General features: G+C 43.0%; 9 protein-coding genes. All 9 read right to left on the reverse strand.

The features are described from left to right. Positions 1 to 170 precede the first annotated feature (170 nt). Positions 171 to 992, reverse strand: a complete 822-nt coding sequence (locus SPK40_RS21120; RefSeq protein ID WP_330961798.1) for a hypothetical protein — start codon at positions 990 to 992, stop codon at positions 171 to 173. 81 nt (positions 993 to 1,073) lie between these two features. Continuing rightward, positions 1,074 to 1,709, reverse strand: a complete 636-nt coding sequence (locus SPK40_RS21125; RefSeq protein ID WP_330961799.1) for a hypothetical protein — start codon at positions 1,707 to 1,709, stop codon at positions 1,074 to 1,076. 284 nt (positions 1,710 to 1,993) lie between these two features. Next, the gene (locus tag SPK40_RS21130; protein ID WP_330961800.1) at positions 1,994 to 2,776 is read right to left on the reverse strand and encodes a hypothetical protein; all 783 of its coding nucleotides are present in this window, start codon (positions 2,774 to 2,776) and stop codon (positions 1,994 to 1,996) included. Between the two features lie 449 nt (positions 2,777 to 3,225). After that, a complete protein-coding gene (locus SPK40_RS21135) occupies positions 3,226 to 3,582 on the reverse strand; it encodes a hypothetical protein (RefSeq protein ID WP_330961801.1) in 357 nt (118 codons plus the stop codon). A 284-nt stretch (positions 3,583 to 3,866) separates the two neighbouring features. After that, positions 3,867 to 4,718 (reverse strand): hypothetical protein, encoded by an 852-nt coding sequence (locus SPK40_RS21140; protein ID WP_330961802.1) that lies wholly within the window; start codon positions 4,716 to 4,718, stop codon positions 3,867 to 3,869. A 7-nt stretch (positions 4,719 to 4,725) separates the two neighbouring features. Then, the gene (locus SPK40_RS21145; RefSeq protein WP_330961803.1) at positions 4,726 to 10,773 is read right to left on the reverse strand and encodes a LysM peptidoglycan-binding domain-containing protein; all 6,048 of its coding nucleotides are present in this window, start codon (positions 10,771 to 10,773) and stop codon (positions 4,726 to 4,728) included. 329 nt (positions 10,774 to 11,102) lie between these two features. Beyond that, positions 11,103 to 12,644, reverse strand: coding sequence for a tripartite tricarboxylate transporter permease (locus tag SPK40_RS21150; protein ID WP_248141768.1), 1,542 nt, complete (start codon positions 12,642 to 12,644; stop codon positions 11,103 to 11,105). A gap of 4 nt (positions 12,645 to 12,648) precedes the next feature. Beyond that, positions 12,649 to 13,122: a tripartite tricarboxylate transporter TctB family protein gene (locus SPK40_RS21155; RefSeq protein ID WP_248141767.1), complete on the reverse strand. Its 474-nt coding sequence runs from the start codon at positions 13,120 to 13,122 to the stop codon at positions 12,649 to 12,651. Positions 13,123 to 13,227: 105 nt separating this feature from the next. Then, the gene (locus SPK40_RS21160; protein ID WP_248141766.1) at positions 13,228 to 14,208 is read right to left on the reverse strand and encodes a tripartite tricarboxylate transporter substrate binding protein; all 981 of its coding nucleotides are present in this window, start codon (positions 14,206 to 14,208) and stop codon (positions 13,228 to 13,230) included. Positions 14,209 to 14,243: the final 35 nt, after the last annotated feature.

Here is a 14,243-nt window from a genome sequence, read left to right on the forward strand (position 1 = left end):
ATTTTTATTTTTATTTTTATTTTTATTTTTATTTTTATTTTTATTTTTATTTTTACAACAAAATATCAAATAGACTTGATATCACAAATAATTACCATTAATTCAAATCATTGAAATTAATAAGGTAAGCAACCGATCACATTATTATAATAGTTTAACTTCATTTAAAACTATCTAGGATTGATGTCATCAAATAGCATTCTATCCTGAACATGCCACCAATGATCGTAGAAACGATCTTCTTCCTTAAACAAAAGTTCTAATTCATGGTATCCATATTGATGGATAATATCTTTCACTTCTTCCAGCTGTTCTGCTGTCAAAATCAAGAAATTATCACCTTGAGTCTGAATTCTATATAAATCATATAAAAACGGTTTTTTAACTAGAAGACCATAAATACCCAACCAAGGCCATGCGCTTTCTTCTGGCTCCGGCTCAGGAATAGAGCCTAATTTCAAAAATGAAAGTGATGCTGCGCCAGCACCTGCAAAAACCATCGGCCCGGCAACAAATAACAAAATCACTGCAATGGAGAGCCCACCAAGCATGCAATATTTCGCCATGTTTTTCCGTCTCTCACTACCGGCCTTAACACCATATGAGTAAAAACCAGATGCAGTGATTTTTTGATAGTATCTGACTGGAAACCATTCTGCGCCTAGGATCATCACTACAATTGGTAATAAAAAAACCAATATTCCAACAATGAAGTACGGGTAGTTCTCAGATAAATTACCCGCCAATAAGGATATAAATATTATTGGTAAAAAAATGATTGAAATTGACCACACAACAGGCATTCCCCACCGACCATATCTCCCCCAATAATCCACTTCACATTCCATGATGGCAGGTTCATTTTTTACAATTTCAGCATAAATTTTTTTACATTCTTTTTCTTTATCCAGATAATCTTCGAGATCAATATTTGAATTTATCCTGCATTGAACAACCTGGTATATTTGTAAAACGTCTTTAAAATATTTCATTGTCTAAAGTTTCAAAATCACTCAATCAGTCCTCCCCCAATTAAAAAGGAAAGATTAGAACTAACTCATCTTTTCAATAAATTAAAAGTCGTCTCTAAATGGCATTGTGTTTTGGTGATCATTCCATCGATCAAAAAAACTATCATCCATTTTATCAATGATATCGAGTTTATGTTGACCGTAATAATCAACGATATTTTTCACTTCTTCAATTTGCTCTTTAGTTAAAATGAGGTAATTCTTTCCATGCGTTCGAACTTTATATTTATCGTATAAAAAAGGTTTGCGCTCCTTAATGATACTATACACACCTAACCATGGCCAGGCACTTTCTTCAGGATTTTGCTCAGGAATAGAACCCAACTTAAAAAATGAAAGTGAAGCAGCACCAGCGCCAACAAATACCATTGGTCCGGCAACAAATAAAAGGATGACAGCTATTGAAAGCCCACCGATTACGCAGTACTTCGCCATCTTTTGACGTCGTTCACTTCCCATCTTAACGCCAAATGAATAAAATCCTGATGGTGTTATTTTTTGATAGTATCGTATTGGAAACCATTCAGCACCGAGCACCATGATCAAGATTGGTAATGGCAAAACAAAAAATCCCATAAACATAATTTCATATATATCATCTTGATCTCCAGCCAACCAATATAGTGGAAAGAATGGAACAAAGGTAAAAGCAAAAAAACAAATACTGGTAAACCCCATTTACCAAATCGGCCCCAATAGTCGACTTCCCATTCTAAAATTGCAGGTTCACTCTTTACAATCTTTGCATATATTTCTCTACACTTATCTTGCCGGTGTCCCCAGTGTTCTAGCTCTGTGTCAGTGTTGAGTTGTCGCTGAACCTGTTGGTATCTTTTTTTAATGTGTTCCATGAAACGACTTAATAGCTTTCCAACCAATACTCTTCATGGCGGACATTGATGCCATCTGATTAAGCCAATCAACCTAAAGAAAAGGTGAGCTTATGCTCACCTTCTGCGTATTTATTTTTCTGTTGTAGACATTTGACTATTTGCTGCCTCGACTTGACGGAAAGGCATCGTATCTTGATGTTGCCACCAACGGTCGTAAAATGATTCCTCTTCCTTATCTAAAATATCAATTTCATGTTGACCATACTGTTTCATAATCTCTTTAACTTTTTCCAATTCTTCTTTCGTAAGAATCAAATAGCTATCACCTTGCGTACTCACTTTATAAAGGTTGTATAAGAACGGTTTCTTTAACAAAACGAGGCTATACATCCCCAACCAAGGCCATGCACTCTCTTCTGGTTCAGGTTCCGGAATTTTTCCTAATGAGAGGAAAGATAATGCTGATGCTCCAGCACCAATAAATACAAATGGCCCCGCAATAAAGAGCAGAATAACAGCTATTATTAGCCCTCCCATCATACAATGTACCGCCATTTTTTTACGGCGTGTACTCCCCACCTTGAAACCATAAGAGTAAAATCCTGATGCAGTTATTTTTTGGTAATACCGAACCGGAAACCATTCAGTGCCTAAGACAATAATTAATATTGGAACATTGACTATCAGTAAACCTGCAATAAACTCACCAATAAAATCAGATATTCCTCCTGTCGCCCACATTGCAAACAATGTAGGCATTATAGCAAAAGAGAAAATCATCAAAAATGGTAATCCCCACTTACCAAATCTTCCCCAATAATCAACCTCCCATTCCATAATTGCAGGTTCACTTTTTACAATATTGCTATAAATTTCACGACATTTATCTTCTCGATGGCCCCAATGCTTCAACTTAGGGTCTGTGTTTAGTTGTCACTGAACCTGTTGGTATCTCTTTTTAATATGTTCCATGAAACGAGTTAATAAAATTCCAGTCAATACTATTCTTGGCGGATATTGACGTGATCTGATTAAGCCAATCAACCTGAAGAAAAGGTGAAATTATGCTCACCTTTGTGAAATTAAACCTAATGTTTAAATGGCATTGTCTCCTGGTGTTCGTACCATCGGTTAAAAAATTTGCCATCTATTTTGTTACCTATATCTAATTCATGTTGCCCATATTTTCTAATAATATCTTTGATCTGCTCTAATTGTTCAATAGTTACAATAAGATAATTTTTCCCATGCGTTCTGACTTTATACTTATCGTATAGGAATGGTTTATATTCTTTCACAATGCTATATACACCTAACCAAGGCCATGCACTCTCCTCCGGTTCTTGCTCAGGAATAGAACCCTACTTAAAAAATGAAAGTGAAGCAGCACCAACGCCAACAAATACCATTGGTCCGGCAACAAATAAAAGGATGACAGCTATTGAAATCCCACCGATTACGCAGTACTTCGCCATCTTTTGACGTCGTTCACTTCCCATCTTAACGCCAAATGAATAAAATCCTGATGGTGTTATTTTTTGATAGTATCGTATTGGAAACCATTCAGCACCGAGCACCATGATCAAGATTGGTAATGGCAAAACAAAAAATCCCATAAACATAATTTCATATATATCATCTTGATCTCCAGCCAACCAATATAGTGGAAAGAATGGAACAAAGGTAAAAGCAAAAAAACAAATACTGGTAAACCCCATTTACCAAATCGGCCCCAATAGTCGACTTCCCATTCTAAAATTGCAGGTTCACTCTTTACAATCTTTGCATATATTTCTCTACACTTATCTTGCCGGTGTCCCCAGTGTTCTAGCTCTGTGTCAGTGTTGAGTTGTCGCTGAACCTGTTGGTATCTTTTTTTAATGTGTTCCATGAAACGACTTAATAGCTTTCCAACCAATACTCTTCATGGCGGACATTGATGCCATCTGATTAAGCCAATCAACCTAAAGAAAAGGTGAGCTTATGCTCACCTTCTGCGTATTTATTTTTCTGTTGTAGACATTTGACTATTTGCTGCCTCGACTTGACGGAAAGGCATCGTATCTTGATGTTGCCACCAACGGTCGTAAAATGATTCCTCTTCCTTATCTAAAATATCAATTTCATGTTGACCATACTGTTTCATAATCTCTTTAACTTTTTCCAATTCTTCTTTCGTAAGAATCAAATAGCTATCACCTTGCGTACTCACTTTATAAAGGTTGTATAAGAACGGTTTCTTTAACAAAACGAGGCTATACATCCCCAACCAAGGCCATGCACTCTCTTCTGGTTCAGGTTCCGGAATCGAGCCTAATTTCAAGAAAGAGAGTGAAGCAGCTCCGGCACCCGCAAAGACCATTGGTCCTGCAACAAAGAGCAAAACGATAGCTATCGCAAAACCGCCAAACATGCAATACTTCGCCATCTTTTTCCGTCTTTCACTGCCCACTTTGACACCATAGGAATAAAAGCCAGATGCGGTAATTTTCTGGTAATATCGCGTTGGGAACCATTCAGCACCTAAAACCATAACCAATATTGGAAAAGGAAGTACAAAAAAACATAATAAAATTAACTTATATACATCCTCATGTTCTCTATTAAACCAATACAAAACAAACAACGGAATAAATGCATAACAGAAAGAGATCAAAAATGGTAACCCCCATTTACCAAATCGCCCCCAATAATCTACTTCCCATTCCATGATCGTAGGCTCATTTTTTACAATTTTAGAGTAAATCTCACGACACTTTTTCTCTCTGGACATCCAGCCAGTAAGAGACGGATCGTTGTTCAATTGAAACTGAACATGTTGATATTTATGCTTAATTTTTTCTAATTTATTCATATGTTTATTACTTGTTACCAACTAACATAAGAGGTTTATTTGACTTCATTCCAATTTTAACCGCTGCTTTATAGGGCTGCGATTCTTTCAAATCTTTCAATGTTTCACCAAAAGCACTTTCCAATTCTTCCACTTTCGATTTTAATCCATATAGATGAAAGTCAGATGTCGTATTGACTGATGTTGGCATAATTTGCTTATCAAAACAATGTGGCCCAACTTGAAATCCTGGTTGATTTTGATTTTCTAAATCATCAGGATACCATACCATTAACAGCAAAGAGTTTAGCTGACTATCTTTCGGGCGCGGTAGCCAAAACCGATATAGCTGATTCATCACCCCAGTCTCTGGCCAAGTATTGATATAATCGATCTTATCCTGAGGCCGAGCAGGAATGCGTGGCGAAGAACCAGTGTTAAATAATTTAAATGGCCTTTTATTTACAACCCAATCTGGAAAGAACTCTTCTTTATTCTCAACCTGAATATATTCTGATTTGGTGTTATTTTTACTATACCATAATGCATCAACTCTTACACCTTCGTTACGTAATTCAAAGGGGAAATCAATCATTATCCAGTAACCACTGACACTGTATAAGCCATCAAGAATCTTCATATTATAGGGCTTTACACGATGCGAGTAATTCTCACCTGCTGTTGGCTGAATATAGATCATTGGTTTGTTTTTGAGTCGTGTTAATGCATCTAAAGCTTTTTGATATCCATCTTTTGAATAATCCCAAATAACTGAATCATCACCGACAAATTTCGTGTCTACCCAAGGTGTCTTAATCAGCCAATCAGTGACATCATCTTCACGAATGAAATTTAAATAAGCTGTGCATAACGCATAAACAAAACCTGCTACTATTGCAGGACCAGTGATAGCCCAGGCCGGAATTACTGCACCAAGCATATTTGCTAGCTGAAAAGCTCCGGTAAATGACTGAGCTAAAGTTGATATCGCTTTCATGCCATGCACATACCATATGAGCCCTTTCTTATTAGACATATCGTATTTGACTATTTGATATGTTTCTAATAGTCCAGCTGTCACCAACGCCATGTTTGCAGCTAAGTTAACGGTAATTGCCCTATGATATATATATTTATTCTCCTTGCTTAATTCATTTATTCCTTTTCTTACGGTAAATAAATTAGTTGACCTCAAATTTTGATAAACCGTTTTACTGTAATCGTTGCTATTTATTGACTCCAGCATCATTCTCATTTCTGCTAAATAAGTGGATTTATTTAGACTGAGAATTGAATCCAGAAAATAAGCTACTCGATACTGAATCGTAAGATCGTCTTTTTCACTCTTATTATGTTTTTTTGATATATTTACCACATCCTCTATCAAGGCTAAAAAGTTTAGGCCAATAATCAGTAAGCTCAGTCCTCTTGATCCTGAGTTTTCCACAGCATCATAATATTTATTCGCTTGATTGACTATCAATGCCTTAAAAATTTTCTTGAATTTCTTATCTTCAATATCAAAGAGATAATATATATTTAACCTAATCTTTAGTATCTTATTTCTCTGCGCTTCAATCTCTTCTGCCGTTGCTCTGACTCTCCCATCTTCCATCCACATCAACCACAGGGTTGAATTTAATTCCTCCTTTCGAAATGCATCAAATTTACTTTGCATACCTTTTGTAAGATAAATCTCACCATTTGCTATTTGATTTGATATTATATTTGAGATCCACCTTGTTCCCCATTTCATTTCAGGGGATTTGTGTACCACATCTAGTGAAAGTCTAAGTTGCTCATTAAGTGAATGACTAATTAATCGATTAACAGAATGCAACCGTTGGTGAGAAAGTAAATTCACTGCACCCTTAGCAAATGAATTCTTAATATTTTTATATCGACTAAGAATGTTATTTTTATACCATTCCCATTTTTCAAAAGACTCTTCTTTAAAAGCCCCCCAGAAACTTAAAACACCAACAGTCAAAGCTGATTGATCTGCTCTTGAACCTTGTAAATGCCACTCATGTGATTCATCAATGAGATTAATCAACTGCTCAGAATTAAAGCCCATTTCGGTGAGATGATTAAACGCATCATTCGGTCCATTTTCAATAAGAAATCGAATATACTTTTCAAGTTTATTTTTTAACTCCTGATTTCCTTGATAAAATATGCTCCCAATAATGTTTATCAATGGTTGGTCAGGGTTGAACTGATTTCTATGTTGTATCAGTTCATTTCCTTGAAGTGTATGTTCTAGGCCAAATTGGAAATTTGTGACAAGAGAAACAAATTCATCTGAATGTTCTTCGCTCTCCAAATCAAAAGATAATAGTTCAGGTGATATTCCCAATGTATTGAGCGTCACAAAAGAACATTTAGCAACATACTGAACCCAGTTATCATAGGCGACTTTCGATTCCGTAAGTCTCACAATTACTTCATTGACTTCTTTGAGTCGAACCCGTGATCGCCATTTTATTGTTTGGTCAATTTGTTCAGCAAATTTATCCTTACGGATATTGAATGGTTCTTTTGTTTCTAAACCTAAAGCCTCTACAATATTATTCAGACGTGTAAAATAGCTTACATTTGGTTTAATTCCCATTTTTTTATATTTTGCTTCTATGTCATCGAATTCTGAATTTGGCCCCCTCGATTTAGGCAAGTATATTAGCTCATCTATCATGGCCTTCGTTATTTTCGCATGAAGTAACTCCTTGCCTTCTAGCTCTTTCACCAGTGGATTATCTGGCAAAATTTTAGGGTTACAAAAATCCCCGACTGCTTTTGCCAGATTCAGCTCTTGTAGGTTTTTCTCCTGCCACTGAGACCGAAGATCATTGGCCAGAATGGTGAGTTTCAGGCTGTCTTCTGCCAGTGCAATGCCATCTTCGATGATCAGGATATCTGCATGCAGGGGTTTTTCCGGGTCAATTGTATCCAGATAGGGTTGGTTCGACTGAACCGGCGTGAAATGCTCTTTTTCAGCCTCGGCATCTTTTTCTGCCTTAGCATCCTTATCGTTGCTGCCGGGTTTAACATCGGTGTCCGCTTGATTCGTCGGCGTCGTGGTATCGGCAAAGCGGTGATCCTGAATGGCAGGGCCGGCATCAATGTCGGCAACCAGTTGAGGCAAATCATTGAAGACTTCTTCTTCACCTTTTGTGCTGACCAGCCTTTGGTTGAAATCGTAAACGGCACCGGCATTTTTCGTCAGCGCCTGACGGAATTCCGGATCGCCCGTAAACTGGCTGCGCTGTTTTTCTGTCCATTCCCGTTCAGAGAAAACAATGTACGCCCAGCCATTCAGGCTGTGGCACGGCAGGTAAGGCGTTTTCTCGTCGTTACGTTCAAACAAGCCCTCAGCATAACGAAATTCATGCAATTCATCGGCATGCGGGTATCGTGCCGCGAGATTGGTATTCGCAGCAACATAGTAAACATACACATAGCCTTCGCGCAGTTGGCGAATGGTCAGCGAATGAGCGGTTTCACTTGCAAGCGGATGGGCATGAACCTTGTACTTTTCACTTAAGGCCGCCTGAATCGGGTGTTTGCCCTGCTTCTGCGCCAGAACCAGACTTTGGTTATAAGGCGCTTCAACCTCATCCAGAGCGTAGCGGCCCAGACAGAGCTTGATGGTCTGAATATCTGCTGCGGTCGTTAACGATGCCACGCGCACCACGGTTGCCTGAGGTGCCAGCAGGTTGTCCTGAGTCATCGGGGCGAAATTACCACCGAGCTTCGGTTGCGCATAGTGGTACAGCATATTCTCGGCAAGGTTGTAATCTTCTACCAGAACGGCCGGGAAGGTATTCCGCTGCACGCCTTCTGCCCGATTCTGAGGCGGATCGATTTTCAGCGTTTGACCGGTACGCAGACTGAACAGCGGGTCGGAGATATCCAGTCCGTTGATTTCAGCCAGTTGTTTCGGCGACAAGTTATAAAGCGCAGCGATACTGCTCAGGCTCTCATGGCCCAGCGCATCATTGATCGCTTTCACCTCGTGAATTCTCGGTTCGGGGTTTTGTTCTTGCGTTTTATTTACGATCACGACATCCCCGGCCATGACGTGATCACTTTCGCTCACCTTCTGAAGATAAGGGTTGTATTCCAGCAACATGGCTTTCGAGATACCGGCGCTCGCCGCCACTTCATCCAACGTGGCGTCTTTTTTCACCGGAAAATAATCAATTTTCATCACCGCGCTTTCTTCTGCTGCGTCCGGTGCTTCTACCGGCAGAATCAAGGTTTCACCGGGGAAAATATGGTCTTTGCGATCGCCGACCTGATAATCCGAATTCAGTTCAAGCAGCTCACTGAGTTTGATTTCATGGGCTTTGGCAATCGCAGTCAGGGTATCTCCTTTCCGGATAGTATACAGTTGCCCCTGTCCCTGATGCTGAACCACATCCACCAGATTTTGCTCCGCGGCTTTGCGCATCGCTTCCAGATCGAGCAGCGTGGCATGTTTATCCAGCCACGTCCCATCCATCTGGTCAAATTCCTGCTGGGTCAGTTTGTGCGGGGAATACAAAAGATGCTGCCGTTTCGCAGGCTGATCCTGAACCCGCCAAGGCAGGATCAGCGTACTGAGTTCATGGTCATCCAGTAATTCATCAGATAACTGACCCGCAACTGACTTCGTCGCCTGATACTGCCAGTTGTCATCATCTGGAGTGATTTTATATTCATGGAGCAGTGCATCGGCCATGAAATGGTAATAGTAACCAGAGGTCGGCAGGGCTAACCGGTGTCCAATTTCAACGGACAGCTGAACCGGTATAAACGCATCATGCGCCTGATGCGTGTTGACCGGGTCTGGCATCACCGAATTAATGGATGTTTTCAGAACACCCGCACCGCTTTTCACTTGCAGCGACTTCGCTTCATTCACCCGCAGCTTCGACACATAAACGACTGAATCTTTATTTTCAACACGTTTCAAAGCTTCCGTTTCTGTTTCCGCTGCGGTGGGCGCGACGGTGATGACCTCATCTAATTTCAGTGCTTTGAATGTATCTTCAGAACAGGTCAGTTCCACTGCGTACTCAAATTTCGGTGAATCATTCAAGGGCTCTTTCAGATACACCACGGCTGTTTGGGTCGCTTTCAAGTCCTCCAGAAGGCACATCCCTAAATCCAGCCATGGCTTCTCGTCTGACGATTCACCTGTAGGTAATTGCACGCTGTGGATCGGTGCTGTATGCGCCTGTAGTTCAAATGCCTTCGTTTCCGAGTACACCGACAATTCGTCCAGCGTGGTCGAGATTTGGGCAAGACTATCAGATCTTTCTTCCAGCTCATCAAGTTGCTGAACTGTCATCTGACGGGGTGAAAAAAGCACTGTCACGCCAGAGGTATCTTTCTGGTGTTCCCCCTGAATTTTGTAAGGGACCCAGAACTGAGGCAACGGATAGCCATCCGCCTCACGATGCTCATGTTCAGTGCTATATTTGGCTCGATTCCGGTAGTAAACAATGTCGATGTCACGATATTGCCCGTCTGGTGTGATTTCCAGCTCTCGCCATACTTTTCCTTTCCAGAAAATATACAGATAGCCGCTTTTCAGATCCGCCGCATTCGCTTTATCTTGTTTCTCACTGAGATAGACCAGCGCCCGAACCGGGACCAGAACATTATCCCATTCAGCCATTGATACGGCTTTCTCCACAGGCTGGAGATTTTCTGCCAGCAATAATCGTATCGATGCCGGAACATCCTGCATCGGCAAGGATATATACAGATTTCTAGGTTCTGTATTCAAACCCTCAAACACAGCCAGACTACGATGCTTGGTCTGGTTATCTTTTTGTGGTTTGGCAATCTTTTCTGATTGTTCATCCGTTTTGGATAAAGACAGGGTCGAACTGTTGGGTGCCCATTGCCCCGCAAGTTCAATCACAATTTTATGTTCCGGTATCGGTTCCGACTTCGTCTCTGCAGGCGACTTGCTAGGCGACACATAGCTTTCCAGATCGGTCAGCGGCGTATAGTGCGCCTTCACATAACGGACTGGTGGTTGATTCTCATTCCCTTGATTCGGATCTTTTTTATCTGACGACATGTGAAATCTACTACTTTGTTATTTGGGGGAGATTGTTATTATTTTTTTGACTGTTCTTGAGAGAGGAAAAAAGAGACAGCCTTACATATGCCTGCCTGATTGCCAGGAAAGCAGCATGATTCTTTTAAAAAGAACAGGTTCCCAGAATATCAAAACAATATCTTGCGCAACAATGTTGATAACAAGTCAACGCGGGCGATAGGAACAAAGATCAAAAATATAAAATTATTTGTCAGATACATTTAATTTATCTGCATAAAGAAAAAAGCAGCCCCTGTAGGGACTGCTTTTGATCGGTATTTGCAAAGTACACTTATTTGGCTGGTTTTTTACACCTGTGGTGCCCCTTCTTTGGCAGCAACTTCAGCAGCAAGCTTGCGCTTGTCACGCCAGTTACTGAATAAAGGCATCAGTAAAGCAAGGACCGCCAAAATCATAATGGTTAATGTCAATGGACGCTCCCAGAGGAAGGCAAAAGAACCATCAGAAAGTGTCAGCGAGCGACTGAGATTTTTCTCGAGAATATCGCCCAGAATAAAGCCCAGTAACATGGGAGCCATCGGGAAATTCAGCAGCTTCAGGAAAGTTGCCACAACGGTGATTAACACCATCAGCTGAATATCGAAGGCATTAAAGCTGACCAGATACACACCGGTGATCGAGAAGAACAGAATCAGCGGGATCAGAATCGGGCGCGGAATGACCAGCAGTCGTGAGATGTACGGAATCAGCGGCAGGTTCAGAATCAGCAGCACCAAGTTACCGAAGTACATGGAAATGATCACCGACCAGAAAACATCCGGATTGTCGACGAACAGACGCGGTCCCGGTTGAATACCATAAGCAATCAGTGCACCCAGCATAATGGCCGTGGTACCGGACCCCGGAATCCCCAAAGTCAGCAGCGGGACAAACGAACCGGTTGAAGCCGCGTTATTTGCAGATTCCGGTGCTGCCAGACCACGCAATGCACCTTTCCCGAACTTCTCTTTTTCCGCTTTCGGTGCCAGATTCCGCTCCATGCCGTAGCTCAGGAAAGACGCGATTGTCGCACCTGCACCCGGCAAAACGCCAACCAGAAAACCAAACACCGATGAACGGGCGATGGTCGGGGCCACATGCTTCACTTCTTCTTTGCTCAGCTTCATGCTACCCAGATTGTTCATGTCCATCTGGGCATCTTCTTGCTTGTGCTCACCGCGCAGCACCGTCATCACCACTTCCGTCAGTGCGAAGGTTGCCATCGCCAGCAGCAGGAAGCTGATGCCGTCGATCAGATCCACATTATCAAAGGTAAACCGCGGAACACCGGTCATCACGTCGTTTCCGACCGTTGAGATCATCAGACCGAACACCGTCATCATCAGGGCTTTCAGCACCTGTCCCTTGCCAGAGAAAGCGGCAACCGCCGTCAGACCCAGGATCATCAGGGCAAAGTAGTCACTTGACTGAAAGCTCAGCGACACTTTTGCCAGTGCCGGTGCCGCAAACAGCAGGATGATGGCCCCGACGGTACCACCGGTGAAGGAAGAATATGCGGCCAGAGCCAGCGCTTTACCGGCCTGATTTTTCTGTGCCAGCGGGAAGCCGTCAAATGCTGTCACCACTGTACTGGAACAGCCCGGTGCGTTAATCAGAATGGAAGACGTCGAGCCACCAAACACGGCACCATAGTAGACGCCTGCCATCAGAATGATTCCGGAAGCCGGATCCAGACCGTAGGTAATCGGGATCATCAGGGCAATCGCAGAAATTGGCCCCAGGCCCGGCAGCATGCCGATAAATGTACCCGCGAAACAACCGACCACAACCATCATCAGATTGAACGGCATCACCGCCGTGCTCAATCCTGTCAAGATTCCATCAAACATCAGGTTATCCTCCAAGCAGGCCAGTAATGAGACGACCAGGCGCCAGATAAATGTCGAGGATCTGAGTCAGCAGGAACCAGAAACCGGCAGCAAATGGGACAGATGCCAGCAACAAAATCTTCGGGCGACGCTCACCCAGCAGCCAGAAGCCCCCCACCAGAAAAACAACCGTCGACAGCAGGAAACCAATCCATTCCAGTGCCGCAGCAAAAATCAGCATCAGCACCAGCAATTTCGCCATAAGCACAAAATCCAGTCCGGTCAGATCCAGTTTGTCTGTTTCGCTGCGGCTGGCTGTCAGCAATTGACACAATGAAAAGAAAATGCCCATTCCGGCCAGTGCCAGCGGCAGAGATTTCGCGTGAAACGGCTGAAATTCATCTCCGGGGAACAAAACAATTTCACTGCCGTAGTATCCGTAGGCGATGGACAGGCACAGAAACACCAGCCCACCGATATGATCTTTTGTTATCGTCATGGTCATCCTCACCACTATCAGACCCGGCCTTCATTGCTAAGGCCGCTTTGTTACCACGCGCACCACCCGGGCAGGCGGTGCGCAACAACGTCATTCAGACAGGGATTATTTCAGGAAGCCCAGCTCACGCATCAGGTTGCCAATTTCTGTTTCCTGCTGAGCCAGGAAGGCAACGAATTCTTTACGCGGCTTGTAGATTTCAGTCCATCCGTAGCGATCACGTACGGTTTGCCACTCTTTCGTGTTGTACATTTTGCCCAGGACTTCGGCAAACTCATCCGCTTTCTGCTCGCTGATGCCAGGAGCTGCGAAGAAGCCGCGCCAGTTTACGAAGGTCGCGTCATATCCCAGTTCCTGCAGTGTCGGAACATCCGGTGCTGATGGAGAACGCTTGTCGCCCGTCATTGCAAGAATACGGATCTCACCGGCATCTGCCAGGCTCAGCGCTTCACTCAAACCGGTCGACAGCAGTGTGGTTTCACCAGACAGCAGGCCAGCCATGGCTTTACCACCCGCATCATAGGCCAGATATTTCAGACGGCGCGGCTCACCACCACCGGCTTTAAAGGCCATTGCAGCAACCAGATGGTCCATGCTGCCGCGGGCAGAACCGCCAGCAACCGTGATGCTGCTCGGGTCTTTTTTATAATCGTTCACGATTTCAGTGAAGCTTTTGTATTTGGAGTTTGCCGGCACAATAAAGGCAGCATAATCACCGACGGTCGCAGCAACCGGGGTCAGGTCACGGAATGACTGAGGGAACACTTTAGACAGCGAACGAATCACAATAGGTGTGGAATTAACCATCAGAGTGTCGGTGGATTGTTCCGCTGTTTTGATCAGGTAAGCAATTGCTTTACCGCCGCCGCCACCGGACATATTTTCGTATGAAATGGTGTCGACCAGATTGGCATGAGACAGAACTTCACCCGTACCACGAGCCGTGCTGTCCCAGCCGCCACCGGCACCGCCCGGGACCAGGAAATGAATCGTATCGACTTTCGCCTGAGCACTCATACTCAGTGCAGAAGCCATAATGGCAGCGAGTACAGACACACGTTTGCGGGATATAAACTGAGTAAACATACCTTTTCCTCGTTATTAGACTGGGTTCCATTGCC

This window comes from Photobacterium sp. 53610, assembly GCF_036409375.1.
Lineage (GTDB): Bacteria > Pseudomonadota > Gammaproteobacteria > Enterobacterales > Vibrionaceae > Photobacterium.